The 19,489-nt window shown below is 69.6% G+C and carries 14 protein-coding genes; 11 read left to right on the top strand and 3 right to left on the bottom strand.

Annotated elements, in window-relative coordinates; all coding sequences use genetic code 11:
* The first annotated feature begins 522 nt into the window (after positions 1-522).
* The 7 genes from ACFWP5_RS13815 to ACFWP5_RS13785 all read left to right on the top strand — a co-directional run bounded on the left by ACFWP5_RS13815 (position 523) and on the right by ACFWP5_RS13785 (position 10,137).
* Positions 523-1,668 carry a substrate-binding domain-containing protein gene (locus tag ACFWP5_RS13815; protein ID WP_384154743.1) on the top strand — a complete coding sequence of 382 codons (1,146 nt, stop codon included), beginning with the start codon at positions 523-525 and terminating at the stop codon, positions 1,666-1,668.
* The gene (locus ACFWP5_RS13810) at positions 1,665-3,191 is read left to right on the top strand and encodes a sugar ABC transporter ATP-binding protein (RefSeq protein WP_384154741.1); all 1,527 of its coding nucleotides are present in this window, start codon (positions 1,665-1,667) and stop codon (positions 3,189-3,191) included. Before ACFWP5_RS13815 ends, ACFWP5_RS13810 begins: the two co-directional genes overlap by 4 nt.
* Positions 3,192-3,198: 7 nt before the next feature.
* Positions 3,199-4,317: an ABC transporter permease gene (locus ACFWP5_RS13805; RefSeq protein WP_384154739.1), complete on the top strand. Its 1,119-nt coding sequence runs from the start codon at positions 3,199-3,201 to the stop codon at positions 4,315-4,317.
* A gap of 32 nt (positions 4,318-4,349) precedes the next feature.
* Positions 4,350-5,441, top strand: a complete 1,092-nt coding sequence (locus ACFWP5_RS13800; protein WP_384154737.1) for a Gfo/Idh/MocA family protein — start codon at positions 4,350-4,352, stop codon at positions 5,439-5,441.
* 3 nt (positions 5,442-5,444) lie between these two features.
* Positions 5,445-6,347, top strand: coding sequence for an SMP-30/gluconolactonase/LRE family protein (locus ACFWP5_RS13795; protein WP_384154735.1), 903 nt, complete (start codon positions 5,445-5,447; stop codon positions 6,345-6,347).
* A 49-nt stretch (positions 6,348-6,396) separates the two neighbouring features.
* Positions 6,397-7,017, top strand: coding sequence for a bifunctional 4-hydroxy-2-oxoglutarate aldolase/2-dehydro-3-deoxy-phosphogluconate aldolase (locus tag ACFWP5_RS13790; protein ID WP_384154733.1), 621 nt, complete (start codon positions 6,397-6,399; stop codon positions 7,015-7,017).
* Between the two features lie 261 nt (positions 7,018-7,278).
* The gene (locus tag ACFWP5_RS13785) at positions 7,279-10,137 is read left to right on the top strand and encodes an RICIN domain-containing protein (RefSeq protein ID WP_384154731.1); all 2,859 of its coding nucleotides are present in this window, start codon (positions 7,279-7,281) and stop codon (positions 10,135-10,137) included.
* Positions 10,138-10,812: 675 nt separating this feature from the next.
* Here ACFWP5_RS13785 and ACFWP5_RS13780 read toward each other — a convergent pair.
* Together ACFWP5_RS13780 and ACFWP5_RS13775 are read right to left on the bottom strand one after the other, a co-directional pair.
* Positions 10,813-11,253: a hypothetical protein gene (locus ACFWP5_RS13780; RefSeq protein WP_384154729.1), complete on the bottom strand. Its 441-nt coding sequence runs from the start codon at positions 11,251-11,253 to the stop codon at positions 10,813-10,815.
* A 640-nt stretch (positions 11,254-11,893) separates the two neighbouring features.
* The gene (locus ACFWP5_RS13775) at positions 11,894-13,483 is read right to left on the bottom strand and encodes a glycoside hydrolase family 32 protein (protein WP_384154727.1); all 1,590 of its coding nucleotides are present in this window, start codon (positions 13,481-13,483) and stop codon (positions 11,894-11,896) included.
* Positions 13,484-13,706: 223 nt separating this feature from the next.
* On the opposite strand from ACFWP5_RS13775, the gene ACFWP5_RS13770 reads away from it, so the two are divergent.
* The 4 genes from ACFWP5_RS13770 to ACFWP5_RS13755 are packed head-to-tail and all read left to right on the top strand — an operon-like array spanning position 13,707 to position 18,319.
* Positions 13,707-15,116, top strand: coding sequence for an extracellular solute-binding protein (locus tag ACFWP5_RS13770; RefSeq protein ID WP_384154725.1), 1,410 nt, complete (start codon positions 13,707-13,709; stop codon positions 15,114-15,116).
* Entirely contained in the window at positions 15,113-16,063 is a 951-nt protein-coding gene (locus ACFWP5_RS13765; RefSeq protein ID WP_384154723.1) for a carbohydrate ABC transporter permease, read from the top strand. The genes ACFWP5_RS13770 and ACFWP5_RS13765 overlap by 4 nt, the downstream gene beginning before the upstream one ends.
* A 13-nt stretch (positions 16,064-16,076) precedes the next feature.
* A complete protein-coding gene (locus ACFWP5_RS13760) occupies positions 16,077-16,931 on the top strand; it encodes a carbohydrate ABC transporter permease (protein WP_384154721.1) in 855 nt (284 codons plus the stop codon).
* Entirely contained in the window at positions 16,928-18,319 is a 1,392-nt protein-coding gene (locus tag ACFWP5_RS13755; RefSeq protein WP_384154719.1) for a glycoside hydrolase family 32 protein, read from the top strand. The genes ACFWP5_RS13760 and ACFWP5_RS13755 overlap by 4 nt, the downstream gene beginning before the upstream one ends.
* Here ACFWP5_RS13755 and ACFWP5_RS13750 read toward each other — a convergent pair.
* Positions 18,282-19,346, bottom strand: coding sequence for a LacI family DNA-binding transcriptional regulator (locus tag ACFWP5_RS13750; protein ID WP_384154717.1), 1,065 nt, complete (start codon positions 19,344-19,346; stop codon positions 18,282-18,284). The genes ACFWP5_RS13755 and ACFWP5_RS13750 overlap by 38 nt on opposite strands.
* Between the last annotated feature and the right edge of the window lie 143 nt (positions 19,347-19,489).

Below are 19,489 nucleotides of genomic sequence, written 5' to 3'. Positions count from 1 at the left end.
GGCATCGCGAGCACCGCGCTCGCTCGCGAACAGCGCGAAGCGCCCCGGCGGGGCCATCGCCGACCACTGGCGGTCCTTGGTGGCCAGGTGCCCGACATGCCCGGTCACCGCCGAATCCCCAGTCGTTGGAGGGCAACACCCCGGCGGGCCCCGCGCTGGTCTCCAGGCCTCGGGTGGTTCTCCCGGACGGCTTGCCTGTTCGGTGGACACAGCTTTTCGGCCGGCTGTCCCGGCTACTGATCAAGGTGCGGTCGGCGCGGCGCCACACCCGCGGCAACGTCCCAACCTTCGTGGCCACCGGGGTCTTCCATTGCTGTGATTACTCTGATTATTATCTCGCACAGCACATTACGTGAAGGTTTCAGCCGCCGCGCTCTGATGCCTGACACCGGCACAGTCACCACGCTTCGGAGGGGTCGGCGGGAGCCGCGGACCCCCGGAACACCGCCCTTATCTGTGGCGATCAACGCACAGTAAGGCCCCACTCCCGGGCCCGACATCCGACCTGAACAGGAGCCCCACATGGGTCACAGAGTTCGTAAGCATGTGCTGCCGGCCGTGCTCGTCGCAGCCGCGTTCACCATGAGCGCCTGCAGCACCAACTCTTCGGGAGCCTCCTCCGGAAGCCCGAGCAAGGCGTCGGCCGCCGGCGGCTCCGCCGTAGCGTTGCAGGGTTCGATCGCGTTCAACGACAAAAAGCTCGCCGAGCTGAGAGACAAGATCAAGGCGGCACTGGCGGGCAAGAACCTGTCGAAGGTCGACAACGCCGTCGTGGTCAACGTGGTGTCGGCCTACTGGGACGCGGCGAAGACCGGCGCGGAAAAGGGCGCTTCCGAGCTCGGCGTCAAGTCGACGTTCCAGGAGCCTCCCACCCAGGACGTGACCCTGCAGCTGTCGATGATCAAGACGCTGGTGTCCCAGGGCATTACGGGCTTCTCCGTCTCGGCGATCCAACCGTCGGCGATGGGTAGCGCGGTGAGCGCGGCCACGGCCCGCGGGGTCAACATCCTGCCGATCGACGGGCCGATGCAGCAGTACCAGAGCGACGCGCCGGTGTACCTGGGCACCCCGAACTACGCCGCCGGGCAGCAAGCCGGCAAGGCCATGGCCCAGATGCTGCCCAAGGGCGGGGACGTGGCGCTGCTGACCGGTTCGCTGACCGCGACCAACGCCACCGAGCGCATCGCGGGCTTCAAGGAAGCCATCAAGAACACCAAGATCAAGGTGTTCCAGGTGTACAACGACAACGGTGACGCCGGCAAAGCACTGCAGAACGCCTCGGCGGCGATGCAGGCGGACCCGAACCTGAAGGCCTTCTACACGGTGTGGTCCTACGACGGCCCGTCGGCCGGGCAGGCCGTGCAGAGCGCCGGCAAGTCCGGCAAGGTGCAGATCCTGGCCGACGACGCCGAACCGAAGACGCTTCAGATGCTCAAGTCCGGCGTCATACAGGCCATGGTGCTGCAGCAGCCCTACCAGCAGGGTTACATGGCCGAGTACATCCTGACCGCGATGAAGGTCCTGGGCAGGCCCGCGACGATGGCACTGCTCAAGCCCTACCTCGGGTCGGACGGCTACACCCTGTCCTCGGGCATCGGCGTGGTCACCGCCGCCAACCTCGACGCCTACAACGCCAAGCTCGCCGGCTTCGGCCTCGCCTCGTCATGACGGCGGCCGACGTCGCCGCCGGCCCGGCGGTGCACCTGCGCCAGGTGACCAAGGCATACGGACCGGTGCGGGTCCTGGACGTGCCGGACCTGGTGCTGCGGCGCGGTGAGGTCGTGGCGCTTGTCGGGGAGAACGGTGCCGGCAAGTCCACGATGATGGGCGCCATCGCCGGTACCGTCGCCCCCACCACCGGGACGGTCGACGTCGGCGGCCAAGAGGTCTCGGCCGGTCATCCGGCCGCGGCCGCCGCAGCGGGTGTGGCCATGGTCTCCCAGGAGTTCCCGTTGGTGGCCCAGCTCTCGGTCGCCGAGAACCTGTTCCTGGGGCGCACCCCCGAGGGCACCCGGCGCGGCATCCTGGACCGCCGGGCCCTGCACCGCCAGGCCCAGGCCGCGCTTGACGAGCTGGGCCTGGACATCTCGGCCGGCCAACGACTGGACACGCTGTCGGTCGCCCAGCGCCAGCTCGTCGAGATCGCCAAGGCATGGGCCCGTAGGCCGCTGGTGTGGATCCTTGACGAGCCCACCTCCGCCCTGGGCCCGGTGGAGGCCGCGATGGTCCTGGGCCTGGCCCGACGCCTGGCCGAAGACGGCGGTGCCGTCATCTTCGTCGGCCACCGCTTGGACGAGGTCCTGGACGTGTCCGACCGCCTGGTCGTGCTGCGCAACGGCGAGATCGTCGCCGACCTCTCCCGGGACCAGGCCAGCGAGGAGGTTCTGGTGCGGGCCATGGTCGGCGCCGAGCTGGCCCGGACGGAGGACGATCCGCCCGCGGTCGCGACCGCGACCGTGCTGGCCGCGCGCGGCCTGGCCGCCGACGGCCTGGGCCCGCTGGACCTGGACCTGAGCGCCGGCGAGATCGTGGGCGTGGCCGGGCTGATGGGCTCCGGACGCAGCCGCTTGCTGCACACCCTGTTCGGCGCTCAGCCGCGCACCGGCGGCACCGTCACTCTGGCCGGCACACCGTTCCGCCCCCGCAGCCCCGCTCAGGCGATCGCAGCCGGCGTGACCCTGGTCGCCGAAGACCGCAAGGAACAGTCCCTGCTGGCGGCCGCGCCCATCCGCTGGAACCTGACCCTGACCGCGCTGCCCCGCCTGGCCCGCCGCGGCTGTCTGCGCCCGGCAGCCGAACGCCGCGAGGCCGCCCGGCTGTTGACGCTGGCCAACGTCCGCTGCCGCTCCGCCGAGCAGCCGATCCGCGACCTGTCCGGCGGTAACCAGCAGCGGGCGATCTTCGGACGGGCGATGGCCACCAACCCCGCCGTCCTGCTGCTCGACGAGCCCACCCGCGGTGTGGACGTCGGCGCCAAATCCGAGATCTACCGGCTGATCACCGACGCCGCCTCGGGAGGCTGCTCGGTCCTGGTCGCCTCTTCTGAGCTGGAGGAACTCCTGCGGATCTGCCACCGCATCATCGTCATGGCCGGCGGCCGCGCGGTCGCGGACATCGCCCGGGCCGACTTCACCAAGGAACTGATCATGACCTGGGCGGCCGCGACCGCCCCGACCAGCGGAAACCGGTAAGGAAGCCATGCCAGTGCCGACCAACACGAACAGCCCGGCCGAGGCGCTCGGCCGGACGCAGCGCCTCCAGCCGGGCCGCGGCTGGACCCGCAGGCTGGCCGAGACCCCCGAGATCGGCGTGATCACCGCCTGTATCGTGGTGTTCCTCGCGGTGTGGGCGGACAAGAACCGGTTCGCCGACCCGGGGAACCTGAGCGAGATGAGCCGCAACCTGGCCGAGTTCGGGATCCTGGCCCTGGGGGAGTCCCTGGTCATCCTGACCGGCGGCATCGACCTGTCGGTCGGCGCCTTGGCCGCGCTGTCCGGGGTGTTCAGCGCCTGGCTGTTCGTCCAGGCCGGCCTGCCGCTGGTCCTGTGCGTCGTACTCACCCTTCTGTTGTGTGCGGCGGTCGGGGCCATGCACGGGCTGTTCGTCACCCGCCTGAACGTGCCCCCGTTCGTGATCACCCTGGTCACGTTCACCGCTGCCCGCGGTGGCGCCGAGGCGATAACCCACAGCGTGCCGATCTCCATCTCCGGGCAGGCGTTCATGGATCTGTCCCAGCAGAGCGTTCTCGGGATACCGCTGCCGGCGCTGATGTTCGTGCTGGTCGCGGCCGCTGCCTGGTTCTTCCTGGAGCGCATGTACCTGGGCCGGCAGACGTATGCCGTCGGCGGCAACGCCGAAGCGGCGCGGCTGGCCGGCGTCAACGTCGGCCGCCGGGTGATATGGACCTACGTCACCTCCGCCGTGCTGGCCGGCGTCGTCGGCATCCTGATCGCCGGCCGGCTGGGGCTGGGAGACCCTTCGGTGGCCAGTGGCTACGAACTCGACGCGATCGCCGCGGCCGTCATCGGCGGCGTCAGCCTGCTCGGAGGGCAGGGGCGCGTCATCGGCATCGTCGCCGGCAGCGTCCTGCTCGTCATCATCAACGACGCGCTGATCGTGCTCAACGTCAGCCCCTACTACCAGCAGATCGTGCTGGGCGCGGTCCTCGGCGTCGCGATCACCATCGACCGGGTACGCGCCAAGCGCCTGGGCCGGGCCCGCCGACCGGTCAGGGCCCGCGCCGGCCGAGCGACCCGACCGCCGGCCGAAGCAGCACCGGAAGACTCCCCCGGTGAGCTGCGCACACCAACCCGCTGACAACTGCCGACCACACTAAGGACGTTCATGCCGTGAACACCGAATCCACCGTGCCCCCGGCCGATCGCTCCGCAGCCGACCCAGCGACCCTGCGGATCGTGCTGGTCGGCTGCGGAGCGATCGGCTGGGAGGTGGCCACCCGGGTCTACGCACATCCGACCGGAGGCCGCTACCGCCTCGTGGCAGCCGTCGACCCGCACACCGACCGAGCCGAAGCCGTCGGCGCCCTGCTGGGCATACCGGCCTTCGCCTCCCTCGCCGAGGTGCCGGCCGCCGGAGTCGAGTTCGACGCTGTCGACCAGCGCCTGCCGCACCACCTGCATGCCGACGCCGCCGTAGAGGTATTGACCGCCGGCCGGCACGTACTGGTGGAGAAGCCCCTGGCCACTTCGATCGCCGACGCCACGCGCATGGTCGCCGCCGGCGAAGGCGGTGGCGTGGTGGCGGCCGTCGCGGAGAACTACCCGCACCTGTTGGCGGTCAAGGCCGCCCGTCAGGCCATCGCGGCCGGGCAGGCCGGTGCGATTCGGGCGCTGCGCACCACCCGCGCCTACACCCTGGGCGGCGTCTGGGTCCGCGACGGCTGGCGGGCCGGCACCGGCCCGTCCTCCGGGATCATGCTGGACCAGGGCACCCACCACACGTCCCTGCTGCGCCAGCTCGGCGGAGAGATCACCGCCGTGGCCGCCCAGCACAGCACAGTGCCCGAGGACGCCGGAGACGGTGAGGTGGAAACCGTCCTGCTCACCGCCCGGTTCGCCTCCGGGCTCATCGGACACTCCGTCTACTCCTGGGGCGCCGCTGCCCTGGTCGACGAGGCCGAAGCCACGGTCTTCGGCTCGAAGGCCCGCATCGACGTGCGCGTCAGCTATGAGACCGACCTCGGCCACGCCCACCGCTTCGACGCGAAGACGCCGCAGGGCACCGCCATCAGCCCGCCGGAGAACTACTACGACAGCCACCGGCTCATGGTCGACGACTGGGTGGCGGCGATCACCGAGCAGCGCCGGCCTCTGGTGACCTTCGCCGACGCCGCGGCCGACCTCGCGGTCGTACTCGCCGCGGCAACCTCCCTGCGGCAGGGCGGTGACTTCGTCGAAGTCGCCCGGATCGTAAAGGGCTGAGCCATGCGAACCGTTGTGAGCCGCGTGGCCGGGAACCACCGCGCAGAACACGCCGAAGGGCCGTGCTGGGACCCGCGCCTGGACAAGCTGCTGTGGGTCGACCAGTACGCCGGTCTCGTGCACCAGGCCGACTTCGACGCCGACACTCGCCACCTGGAGGTCGAGCACAGCTTTCAGGTCGGCGTTCCCGTCGGGGCCGTGGCGCCCTCGATCGGACCCGACGGCGGATGGCTGCTGGCCGCCGGTCACGGTTTCGCCCACCTGTCGTACGACGGCACGGTGACGCAGCTGGGACAGCCCGAGGCCGACGCGGTCGAGCGCATGCGGATGAACGACGGCAAAGCCGATCCGCGCGGCGCACTGTGGGCCGGGAGCATGGCCTTCGGCAAGCAGCCCGGCGCCGGCTCGCTGTACCGGCTGGACCCCGACGGCACCATCACCGTGGCCCGGACGCGCACCACCATCTCCAACGGCCTGGCCTTCTCCCCGGACGGGGATCGGCTGTACTACATCGACACGCCCACTCAGCGCGTCGACCGCTTCCACCTCGCCGCCGACGGCCGCCTGACCGATCAGACCACGGCTGTCACCATCGACCCCTCCCTCGGCCACCCCGACGGCATGTGCATCGACGCCGAAGGCTGCCTGTGGGTCGCACTGTGGGACGGCTCCGCGGTCCATCGCTACACACCGGCCGGCGAACTGCTGGCCATTGTCGAAGTCGACGCCCCGCAGGTCTCCAGTTGCACCTTCGGCGGCCCCGACCTGGGCACCCTGTTCATCACCACATCCGCCGAGAACATGACCGGCGCCCAGCGGGCCCGCCACGAGCACTCCGGCAAGATCTTCTGCGCCGACGTGGGCGTGAAAGGACTCCCCGCCGACGCCTACGCCCCCCAGCCGTGACCGCCCCTCCGGCCGACCCGGAGCAACCGCGCCCCAGCAGGAGAAAGCGATGACCGGCTCCCACTCAGCGCCACAGGACGTCTTCGACGAGATGTTCCGCCGCAGCCCGGTGATGGCGATCCTGCGCGGCCTGGACCGGCCGACCACCCTCGACCTGTGTCACCGACTGTGGGACCTGGGCGTGGTGGCCGTCGAGATCCCCGTCCAGCGTGAAGCCGACCTGGCCACCCTCGCGGCCGCCGTGACCGCGGGCGTGCACCGCCGGCGACCGGTCGGCGCCGGAACCGTCACCAGTGTCGAGCTCGTCGCGCAGGTCGCCGCCGCCGGTGCCGCCTTCACCGTCGCCCCCGGACTGGACGAGCACGTCCTGACCGCTTGCACCGGCCTGGGGATGGCCCACCTGCCCGGCGTCGCCACCGGCACCGAAGTGCAGCACGCGACACGGCTGGGCCTGCGGTGGACGAAGGCATTCCCGGCCGCCCAGCTGGGCAGCGCCTGGATCACCGCGATGCTCGCACCTTTCCCCGACGCCCGCTTCGTCGCCACCGGAGGCATCACCACCACAAACGCGGGTGAGTTCCTCTCCGCAGGCGCGGCCGCCGTGTCTCTGGGCGGCTCGCTCGCCGACGCCGACGATGCCGCCATCCACACCCTGATCGCAGGCCCCTAGCCGACCCCCGACAAGGCAGCAGGCAAAGGGCCACCCAACCGCCCCACCCTCTGTTCGCGGTGGTCTACGCCAGCAGGAGTCTGGGGAATTCCGCAGTATTTCCGACTTTCCGCATCAACGCGAGACCGACCATGACGGCCCGTGCTGAGAACCGGGTTCTGCGACACCGCACCACGTCAGCCGACCCCCGCCCGGCCGCCCGCCCGATCGACCCCCGGAGCAGCACCACTCACCCACGGAAGCGAGCCCATGATGTCGCCCTTGAACCCTTCGCGCAGACAGGTACTCGTCGGTGCCGGCGCCACGCTGCTGGCCGGCGGCAGCATGGTGGCGGTCCCGTCCCCGGCCTATGCCGACACGGGCTACGGCCCGACCGTGTACTACAAGATCAAGAACATCGCGTCCGGGCGGTTGCTGTCCGTGCTCGGTGGCGGCACCGACAACGGCGCCGACGACATCCTCTACGACGACGTGAACGCGACGGACCAGTTCTGGTACATCCAGGACTCGGCGCAGGGCTACAAGAAGTTCATCAACGTGCGCAGCGGCCGCGCGTTGTCATTGGACCAAGGCGCTACAGCGAACGGCACCCTCGTCCACCTCTGGCAGTACCTGAACGGCTACCCCGATCAGGACTGGCTGGTAGCGCCGGGCACCACTTCGGGCACAGTGACGATCACGAGCAGGAAGCGGGCCGACGCCGCGCTGTCAACGGTGAGCGCCGGCACGGCGAACAACACTCCCGTGCAGGTCTGGGACAACGTCAACGCCTCGGACCAGTCGTGGCAGATCATCCCGGTGCAGACGTTCGAGGACCCGACCGTGCTCTACCAGATCGTGAACAAGAACAGCGGATCCTCGCTGTCGGTACAAGGCGGGGGCACCGCGGACAACTCCCCGGCCATCGTCTACACGGACGTCATCGCACCGGACCAGTACTGGACGATCCAGGACATCGGCGGCGGCTACTACCACCTGGTGAACAACAAGAGCGGCCGGATCCTGTCACTGACAGGAGGCGGTACCGGCAACGGCACGATCGCCATGATCTACGACAACGTCAGCGCCTCCGACCAGGCGTGGACGATCACGGCTCAGCCGAACGGCTACTACAAGTTCTACAGTCAACGCCGCGCCACGGGGGTGCTGTCCGTCGTGGGCGCCGGAACCGCGAACAGCACACAGGCCCAGATCTGGGACGACATCAGCGCGAACGACCAGTACTGGACGATCGTCCCGGTGGGGAACTCGATCGGTGTGAACGCGATCAACAACCAGGCCGTGAACTCGACGCAGATGACCGGCGTCGGCATGGAGGACGTCAACCACGAGATCTACGGAGGCCTCTACAGCCAGATGGTGTTCGGGGAGAGCTTCGCGGAACCGCAGAGCGACGCCGGGATCAGCGGCATGTGGCGCAAGGTGATCTCAGGTGGGGCGAGTGGATCGTTCGCGCTGGACACAAGCAATCCCTTCAAGGGCTCGCAGAGCCAGCAGGTCACCTTCTCGGGCGGCTCCGGCTCGGTGGGTGTCGACAACATGGGCCTGAACCGGTGGGGATCCAACTGGGAGGCGGGCCAGTCCTACGACGGCTACGCCTATATGCGAAGCACCGGTTCGGTCACCGTGCAGGTGGCCGCCGAGAGCAGTGCCGGCACCGTCTACGGATCGCAGTCGCTGACCGTGCAGGGCACAGGGTGGACGAAGTACTCGTTCTCCTTCACTCCTGACACGACGGACCACGCCGGCCGATTCACGATCAAGCTGACCGGTCCGGGAACCGTGAACATCGGATACGTGTATCTCCAGCCGGGTACCTGGGGACGGTTCGCCGGGCTGCCGGTTCGACTCGATATCGCGAACGCGATGCGGTCGCAGCGCAATACCGTGCTTCGCTACGGCGGTTCGAGCGCGGACCCGGGCGTTTTCGGTCCCGGAATGTGGACCAACTACCAGTGGAAGAACATGGTCGGACCGCGGGAGAGCCGGCCGGACTACACCGGATGGTGGTACGAGCACGAGTCGAACGGCTGGGGGATACCGGACTTCCTCAACTTCGCCGAGGCCCTGGGTATCAACGCGGTTCCCACGTTCAACTCGTACGAGACTCCACAGGACATGGCCGACTTCGTCGACTACCTCAAAGGCTCCACCAGCACCACCTGGGGTGCTCGGCGCGCCGCTGACGGACACCCGGCCCCCTACGCGTTCCGTCAGATCGAGTTCGGCAACGAGGAGAAGGTCGACTCGACCTACGCCACCCGCTTCAACAACGCCGCGAACGCGATCTGGGCGAAGGACCCCTCGATCATCGTGACGGTCGCTGACGTGGAGTACACGAACGTCATCGCGGATCCCGACCACGTGACCGGCGCGGGGAGTGGGCTCGGCTCCCTGTCGGCCTACCAAACGATCCTGAGCAACGCGGTCGCCCACAACGCCCAGATCGCGATCGACCTCCACATCGGCGACGACGCCCCCGAGCGGGTACACCAATCGATCGATGCGCTGAGGAGCTTCGACCACTGGCTGCACGAGTACAACCCGGGCGCCAACTACCACATCAACGTCTTCGAGCTCAACTCCGGGCAGCACAACATGGAACGCGCCCTGGCGAACGCGAAGGCGATCTCGCTGCTCCAGCAGTACGGAGACCGGGTGACCGTGGTCGCGTCGGCGAACGCCCTGCAGCCGGACGGGCAGAACGACAACGGCTGGGACCAGGGCCTGGTGTTCTTCGACACTCACCGCAGCTGGCTCCAGCCGCCCGGGTACGTCACCGCGATGTTCTCCGAGAGCAACCTGGGAACCGTCGTGCACGCCGAGACGAACAACCCGTCCCTGGCCGTGAGCGCGCAGTTCAACGGAAGCAAGCTGGTCCTCAACGTGACGAATGAGTCCTCGACGGCGCAGTCGCCCACGATCGCGCTCACGGGCTTCGCGCCTACGAGCCGGACGGCTCAGATCACCAGTCTCAGCGGCGCACGCACCGATCAGAACAACGCCGGCAACGTCAACCAGGTGACACCGCAGAACAGCACGACTGCCTACACGCTCGTCGGCAACGCGCTGAACCTGACGTTCGCGGCCAACTCCGTCACCGTCGTCACACTGTCCTAGCTGGGAGTGCGGTCCGTGGATTCGTGTTTGGCCCCGGGGCAGGTTCCGCGCCGGTTCAGGGTGGCTTCGCCGGTGAGTCCGCGGGCCGTGAGGCCGATCATTGCGAGGCGGATCATGGCTTCGGCGCGGTGTGGGTGGGTTTCGTGGTCGCGGGCGAGGCGACGGCGGTGCATGAGCCATCCGATGCTGCGCTCGATCGTCCGCCGTCTCGGAATGATCGTGAACTCGCGTGCGCCCGGCGGTCGTTGGGCGGGGCGGACGTCGATGCCGAGGCGGGCGCCGTGGTCGACGGCGGTAGTGCGGTAGCCGGGCGTCCACCCAGGCCTTGGTCACGCTGGGTTGGGCGGCGGCGATGCGGGACAGCATTGTCACGCCCACCGTGACCAGGGCTCGGGTGCCATCGCCAGGACGCGCTCTCGGCGGTCACCTGCTACCGCCAACTCACGTTCCGGCAGAGGCACGCGGGCCACCGCCGACATCGAGCGGCGCGAAGCGGCAGTCCGCCACAGCACAGGCAGCAGCCGATGTCATCCGGTCACTGCCGGCGCACCAGACGCGTCGGCATCCGCGCCGCCTCCGCTGCTGTGCCCGGTACTCAATCGGCCGTGGCGCGGAGGGCAACCCGGGTGGTGCCCCTTCTCATGGTGCAGGCGATCAATGGGCTTCGCCCCGCCTTCACTCCGGCGCCGTAGGGGTGTCCGTCCCGGGCTCGGCCTGTGGGGAGGACGGGGTCTGGAAGGAAATGTGGGAAAAGTCGCGGCCTTGGACTACCGGCGCAGCGAAGGTGCCGCCGCTGATCTCGTTGTGGAAACTCCCGGTGTCCAGCGAATTGGCCAGCTCGTACCACCGACGCAAATCTGCCTGAAAATCCGCGTCCAACGCAGCCCGGACGGCGAGTGCTGTGCTCAACGCATGGGCCCGCCCCACTTCGTCCGGGGACTCCGCCAGGTGGGCCAGCTCTGCCTCTCCCGAACGGGCGGCCACGGCGTGTGCATTGCCGCGCCGCCGAAACGGGCGTCGTACCAGCGAGCTCAGCGCCGCCCAGGCCTGTTGGCCGGCCTTGCCGCCGGCTCCGCCCGCCAGCGCCGCCAAGAGTGCCACCGAAATCGGCTCCAACTCCCTCTCCGCCCCTTCGCTTTCGATGGGTGGGGGTGGCAGCGTGTGCTGCCACCCCGGTGCGCCGACTGACCCTCAGAGGGTCACATCATGATGCACCGATTCGCGCTGACCGTTGCGGTGGAGGCGAGCTCTGGAGCGAGGGCGGGCACTCCAGGTGCGGCCGGGAGTGCCCATCGCGCTCGCGGTGCCGGCCGTCTGAAGCCGGCCGGGCGGCGTCCGGCAAGGCGACCGCTCATGAGCATGGTCATCGACCACACCGCCACGGTTTGTTCCTGTCCTTGCGGCTTCAACGCGGCCTCGATCAGGCCCCACGGAGCCGGGAAAGTGCCGCGCGGGAGGGGCTCGCCGGCTCGCGAACGGGGCTCGTACTTCGCCCGCGGCGGATTCCCCTTCCCACGCGCAGGGGCTCCGCCGGGGCAAGGTCCGGGGAGAGCCACGTTCGCCCGGTTTGATCGCCGAATGCGGTGGGAGGTCAGGACAGCCTCTCCGCAGGAGCCATACGACCCGGACGCGGAAGACGTCCGGCTTCGCCGCGTCAGCGGCGCGGAGCGCGGATCCCTCCAGGACCGGGCGGCCCGTTCCGGTGTTGCCGATCGGGTTCACGCGTACGGTGTGCACCCGCGCCCCCGGGCCGGCCTCACACCGAGAACTCGCGTATCACCGTGTTGCGGAACACCGCGCTGCCGCCGATCGTGAACAGTGCGAGCCGGGTGTCCAGTAGATACGGGAACACCTGGCTGGTGTGCACGTAGCGGCCGTCGTCGACGAACATCTCCACCGACGTGCGGTCCACCAGGATGCGCAGCTTCACCGTGCCGGCGGACGGGTCGACCGGGCTGTGGCTCTCCTGCCACTTGCCGGACGTGTCGGCGTTCACCGTGTTGCGTCGGTTGAGGAAGGCGTAGTTGGCGTAGATCCCGGCGTCGATGTGCCGACCACCGTTGGGTGAGCGCCTCAACTGGAGTCCGGCACCGGTGAGTTGGGACCAGGTGATCTCGGTCGTCACCTCGTACGAGATACCGGTGTAGTCGAGCACCTTCGTGCCGTCCACGGTCACGTCGCCCAGGTTCACGGTGCGGGAGACATGCGAGTCGAGGCCGGCGACGGGCTGGGAGGCGAGGTAGTAGGTGCCGTCGGACGCCTTCTCCAGGGTGATCTCGCGGACGACGGAGTCGGTGCCGTTGAAGCCGTCGCAGTCGATGGTGGGGGTGGTGTCGGCGTAGTCCCAGTTGTTCACCCAGCCGATCGCGTACCGGGCGGCCGCGTCCACCGCGCCGCTCGCGTCCCGCTTCTCGAAGGTGACGGCGCCGTACCAGTCCCAGCCGTGGTCGAGCCACTGCGGGTCGCTCGCATCGGCGGTGAACGCGCTGCCGTCGAAGGAACCCGTCCAGTAGGCGTACGTGTTGGGCAGCCCCGAGCTCTTCCCGTTGGCGCTCACACCGAGCACCCATTTCACGGTGCCGTCGCCGGCGGCGATACGGAACAGGTCGGGGCACTCCAGGACGCCGATGCCGTCGTGGACGAAACCGTTCACGTACGTCCAGGACTTGAGGTCGTCGGAGTGGTAGAAACCGATCTTGTCGTTCTCGGCGAGGGCCATCACCCAGCGGCCCCGGTCCTCGTCGCGGATCACCTTGGGGTCGCGGAAGTCGGCGACGCCGGGGTTGGGCAGGACGGGGTCGGTCCCGTAGTTGTCGAAGGTGAGACCGCCGTCGGTCGAGTAGTACAGGAACTGCTCCTGGTGGTCGGTGCCGCCGCCGGGGGACATGGTGACGATGACGACCACCGCACCCGCGCCGAATCCGGCCGTGTTGCCGGTGTCGACCACCGCCGAACCCGACCAGAGGTCGCCGTTGGACGTGGTGTCCTTGGGCACGGCGACCCCGCGGTCGGTGAAGGAGACCAGGTCCTTGGTGGTGGCCAGGCGCCACGCGGTGCCGACGACGCCGGTGAAGTAGTCGGCGTTGTAGAGGTAGTAGTAGTGGTACTCGCCGTCGATCCAGACGGGCCGCTGCGGGTCGTTCTTCCACTGGTCGGGGACCGTGAAGTGGTACGCGGCGCGGTAACTCGCCCCGCTCGCAGCGGAGTTGGTGCTGTTCTCGGCCGTGGCCCCGGGCTTGGGCTCCGTGGCGGCGGTGGCGGTTTTGGTGGACAGCAGCGCGGCGGCGGTGCCCGTCGCCGATCCCGCGAACAGTGATCTCCTGGAAATCCCCGATGTTCCGGGCATGACGCATCGTTCCTCTCGTGGCGGCCCATGAGGGCCCGTGGCGGGTCGTCGCGCACGTGAGTGCGGCTCACAACGCGGAGGGCGTGAAAAATCGGCTCCTGCGAACGAGGACTGTAGACCTAACTCGTTAAAGGTCAAGCGTTCCCGACCCTTGACAGGCCTACCGCCCGGTTCCCATCATCTGGGGCATCACCCCTGAACTAACACGAGTTAGGCCCGTTAGATGACTGACTCGCACCTCCCCCGCCGCACGCTGTTGCGGTACGGCGCGTACGGGGCCGGGGCAGCCGCCCTGGCCGGTACCGCGGCAAGCTGGGACCGGCTCACAGGAGCCGACATCCCCGGCCGTGACGACGGCTCCCTCGTCGTCGCCACCCTCGGCTCCGCCTTCGACCCGGCCACCGTCGACGCCCTCACCAAGGGCTTCCACCGGCTCCACCCCGACATCCCGCTGCGGGTGAACGCGGTGCAGGCCGTCGACTGGTCGGATTTCTTCGCGAAGATCCTCACCCAGATCGCCGCGGGTACCGCCCCTGACCTGGTGTATGTAGCCACCGAGGGCGTGCAGTTGTTCGCCCAGCGGCTCGGCGTATCACTGGACCGCTGGGTGCGGCGGGACGCGGCGGAGCTGCGTGAGTACTTCGCCGACGTCCACCCCTCGCTGGTCGAGTCGATGATGTACGAGGGCAACCTCTACCAGCTGCCCATGGAGTTCAACGCCGCCGACATGTACCTCAACAAGCAGGTGCTGAAGCGGGCCGGCGCGGGGTTCCCGGCGGCCGACTGGAGCCGCGACGACTTCACCGCGCTGCTGCGGAAGCTGAAACGTACCGGCGGCGCGCACTTCACGCCGTACTTCTGGACCAACCGGCTGTGGGGCGGCGTCGTGCCCTGGCTCTTCGCGAACGGCACGAACCTGCTGAAGGAGTCGAAGGCACCCGGCGGCTCCTGGCTGTGGGACACCTTCTACCCGGCCGCCGACCGGCAGGGGCGCGGCGGGGGCTTCCGCTGGACGACTCCGCAGGCCACCGCCGGCCGGGTCGAGGAGGCGTACGACTATCTCGCCTCCCTCGTCCAGGAGAACCTGTGCACCCGGCCCGAGGGCGGCAACGGCAGCAACCTGGTCGGCGTGTTCTCCACCGGCCACGTCGGCGTCACACCGGCGGGCGGCTTCTGGGCGGGCGGCCTGCAGCTGGCCGGCATGCGGGCCGCCGACTACGACGTGCAGTACTTCCCGCGCTGGCGTACCCAGCGCCACCAGTTCGGCGCGGCGGGCTACGCGCTGCTGCGCACCTCGAAGAAGCAGGAAGCCGCCTGGGAGTTCATCAAGTACGCGGCCCGCAAGGACACCATGACCCGGCTGTTCCGGAGCAACCAGACCACCCCGGCCCGGCGTTCGATGCTGAACACCGCCCGCTACGCCGCGAGCGGCCCGGCCCACTGGCAGGTCTTCTACGACACCCTCGACCGGTTTCCCGACACCGGCCCGATCCCCGCGCCGCCGCAGGTCGCCGAGGTGACCGACGTCCTGCTCAAGTACACCGGCACCGCGCTGGCCTCGCCGCGTGCGGTGGGTCCCGCGCTGCGCCGGATGCAGGGCGACCTGGAGCAGGCCATGGAGCGTGAGGTATGACGAACACCCAGACCCCGGCCGTACGTCCACGGGCCGCCACGCCACCCGCCGTCGCCGCGCGGCCGTCCGTCCGCGACCGCGGCGCCCGGCTGCTGGCCGCGCTGTTCCTGGCGCCCACGGTCGTCGGCATCGTCGTCTTCACGGTCGTGCCGATCATCGGGTCCGTCGTGCTGAGCCTGTTCCACTGGAACGTGATCGACCCGCCCCGTTTCGCCGGCGGCGCCAACTACCGCACGACCTTCACGGACTCGACCGTCCTGGTCTCCTTCCGCAACACGCTCCTCTTCATGGTTTTCGCGGTCACGCTGCAACTGCTGATCGCGCTGACGCTGGCGCTCGCGCTGAACGGGCGGATGCCGGTGTGGCTGCGGTCGGTGTTCCGTTCGGCGTTCTTCTTCCCGCTGGTGCTGTCCGCCGCTTCGATCTCGGTGGTGATGAAGTACCTGTTCAACCAGGACTTCGGGGTGGTGAACTGGCTGATCGGCCTGGTCGGCGTCGCGCCCGTGCCCTGGCTGACCTCGGAGCACGCGGCGATGGCCACGGTGGTCCTGGTCTACGTCTGGCAGCAGTTCGGCTTCTCGTTCCTGCTGTTCATCGGCGGTCTGAACAACATCCCCAAGGAGATCCACGAGGCCGCCGCTCTCGACGGCGCGACCGGCCTGCGCAAGCACCTCGGCATCACGCTGCCGCTGTTGTCGCCGACGCTGCTCGTCGCGTCGGTGGTCGGCATCATCAACGCCCTGCAGGTCTTCGAACAGCCTTACGTCCTCACCGACGGCGGACCCGGCGACGCCACCCGCACCGTGGTGATGGTGATCTACGAGAGGGCGTTCGAGCAGCTCGACTTCGGCGAGGCATCCGCGGTGGGCGTGCTGCTCTTCGTGATGATCATGGCGGTCACCGCCCTCCAGTTCCGGCTCAGCCGGCGTTTCGTCCACTACCAGTGAGCCGGTGAGCCGCATGAGCCAAGCAACCCCGACCCTGAGTCGCCTACGTTATTCACTCACCCCCTGGGCCCGGATCGCCGCACTGACCGTGTGCGCCCTGCTGACGCTGGGCCCGGTCATCTGGACCGTCGCCACCTCGTTGCGCACTCCGGCCCAGTCCTTCGACCTGCCCCCGCAGATCATCCCGACGCACCCGACGACCGCGGCCTACCGCGGGGTCTTCCAGCAGATCGACGTGTGGCTGCTCGCCCTGAACTCCGCGCTGGTGACGGCACTGATCGCCGTCGGCCAGATGATCACGGCGGGCCTGGCCGGATACGCCTTCGCGCGCTTGGAGTTCCGTTTCAAGAAGCCGCTCTTCGGCCTGGTCCTGGCGACCATGATGGTGCCGTTGCAGGTCACCATCGTGCCGGTGTTCCTGGTGCTGAAGACGATGGGCCTCACCGACACGCTCCTCGGCCTGATCATCCCGGCCTTCCCGACCGCCTTCGGCACGTTCCTGATGCGCCAGTACTTCCTCGGTATGCCGAAGGACCTGGGCGAGGCGGCCATGCTGGACGGCGCGGGGACCTGGCGGATCTTCCGCTCGGTGTACGCGCCGCTGGCCACACCCGGCCTCGCGATCGTCGGCGTGCTGGCCTTCAACTACCACTGGAACGAGTTCTTCCGCCCGCTGATCCTGGAGACCTCCAGCCAGAACTACACGCTTCCGCTGGGCCTGGTCTCCCTGCAGGGCAACCTCGGCACCGGATCCATCTCGGTGGTCCTGGCCGGGGTCGTGCTCTCGATGCTCCCCGCCGTCGCCGTGTTCGCCGTCGGCCAGCGCCCTCTGCGCGAGGGCATCACGTCCGCAGGAGTCAACCGTTGAGCACTGACCCCAACGTGCCGCGTTTCAGGGTCCGTCCGCCCGCCGGCTGGATCAACGACCCCAATGGGCCGTTCCGTTGGCGGGACCGCTACCACCTCTTCTACCAGCACAACCCCGACGCACCGGTGCACGCGAACGTCCACTGGGGTCATGCCTCCAGCGCCGACCTCGTGCACTGGGAGCACCACCCGATCGCGCTCACCCCGACGCCGGGCGGCCCCGACGAGGCCGGCTGCTGGTCGGGCTGCGTGACCGACGACGCCGGCACACCGACCGCCGTATACACGGGAGTTGACCATTCCCACACCGGACTCGGCACCATCTGCCTGGCGCGGGCGGCGGACCCGGACGACGAGCGGCTGACCGAGTGGAAGCCGCTGCCGACGCCGGTGGTGGCGGGGCCGCCGCCGGGACTGGACGTGGTGATGTTCCGCGACCCGTTCGTCTTCCGCCACGCGGACAGACGCTGGGCCCTCGTCGGCGCCGGGCACGCCGACGGCACGCCGTCGGTCCTGCTCTACGACTGCGACGACCTGACCGACTGGCGGTTCGCCGGTGTGCTGCTTGACGGCAGGGACCCGGTGGCCGCGGGCGCGTTCGGCGACAAGGCCGTGGGCTGGGAGTGCCCGCACCTGTACCGGACAGCGGGCGGCGACCACGTACTTCTGGTGTCCCTGTGGGACGGGGATCCCTGCTCCACCGGATACCTGACGGGCCGTCTGCAGGCCTATGGACAGGGCGCGTTGGGGTTCGTGCCGCGCGCCGGCGGCCGGCTCGACCAGGGGCGGGACTTCTACGCTCCCGCCGTCCTCCAGGAGCCGGATCGCGCACTGCTGTGGGGCTGGTCGTGGGAGGCCCGCCCGCAGGAGGAGATACAGCGGGCCGGATGGGCAGGCGTCCTCACCGCGCCACGGGTCGTCGACGTCCACCCCGACGGTTCACTGCGGGTGAGTCCGGCTCCGGAGCTCGAACTGCTGCGCCCGGCCGAGCCGTTCGTCACCGCACCGGACCGGGTTCCGCTTCCACAGGCGTACGACCTGACGGTCACCGCACGCGAACCGACCATGGTGAGCCTGCTCCGGGACGCGTCGGGCCGGGAGCTGACTGTCCGGGCGGACCCTGCCTCGGGGACCGTCGTCCTCGACCGCGGCGCCTGGCCCCGGACCGGCAGGGAAGGCTCCGCCCCGATCACCGTGTACGTGCCGAAGGCGCCGGAACTCACGCTCCGGCTGCTCGTCGACGGCTCGCTCCTCGAACTCTTCGTCGCGGACCGGGCCATGGTCACCGAGCGCGTCTACCGGCGCCCCGGCGACATCGCCGAGTTGCTCGTCGACGGGCCGGGTGCCCGGGTCACCGGGTGGGCGCCGGACCCACGGAGGCGCGGCTGACCACGGGGCAGGCCAGGCGCCGGACGGTCGCGGGCGGCGTACGGTCGGCTTCGATGGCGTCCAGGAGCAGCCGGGCCGCCGCCTCGCCCATCGCCCGGTGCGGCAGCGCGATGGAGGTGAGCGGCGGGGTGAGGAACGCGGCCATGTGCTCCTGGTCGTCGTAACCGACCACCGACAGATCGGCGGGCACGTCGATCCCGAGCCGGGTCGCGGCGTGCAGGACACCCGCCGCGACCCGGTCGTTGTAGCACAGGACGCCTGTGGGGCGACGGCCCCGCTCGACCCCGTCGAGCAGGCGCAGCGCCCCCGCGTATCCCGCGGAGATCTCCCCGCCGCCGCGCACGATCCACTCCCCGGGCACGGTGATGCCCTCGGCGCGCAGCGCGTCCCGGAAGCCGCGGGTACGTTCCACCGAGGCGATGTCGTCCAGACCGCCGATCACGGCGAGCCGGCGGTGGCCCGCGCCGAGCAGCAGCCGGGCGGCGGTACGGCCACCGGCGCGCTCGGCGGGGACCACGGCGGGCAGGGAGTCGTCCTCGGGCAGGCAGTTGGCCAGCACGGAGTGGGTGCGGTGCAGGCCCTCGGGGACGCGGACCCGGCGCAGTGACATGGCCGCGTAGATGATGCCGTCCACGCGCCGGTTGAGCAGTTCCGCGACGGCCGCGTCCTCCTTGGCCGGGTCACCGCCGGAGTCGACGGTGAGGACGAGATGGTCCCTGTCCCAGGCGGTCTCCATGGCGCCGCGCAGCAGCCGGCCGGCGAACGGTGAGGACGCGATCTCGTCGGTGACCAGCCCGACCACGGCCGTACGGCGACGGCGCAGACCGCGGGCCACCGGGTCGGGGCGGTAGCCCAGCTGGGCCACGGCCTGCCGGATGCGTTCCTGGGTGGCGGGCGAGAGGTTGCCCTCGGCTCGGCCGTTGAACACGAAGGACACCGCGGTGTGCGACACACCGGCGAGCCGGGCGACGTCCCGTGACGTCGGGCGCCCGGTGCCCGTGTTCCTGCTCTCCTCGGCACCGCCCACGCCGTCCGCCGCCCTCGCCCAGCCCGTCCCTGTCGATCACCGCCCACCCTATCCGCGGGGAGCGCCACGGCACACAGGAGATCCTCAGGGCGCCGCGGCGTGGGCGTCCGATGTGACCACCGGATTCGCCGGAGGACGGGGAC

Source organism: Streptomyces sp. NPDC058469 (genome assembly GCF_042721125.1).
GTDB lineage: Bacteria > Actinomycetota > Actinomycetes > Streptomycetales > Streptomycetaceae > Streptomyces.
Note: the sequence above shows the minus strand (reverse complement) of the source record. Positions and strands in the feature narration are given on the sequence as shown.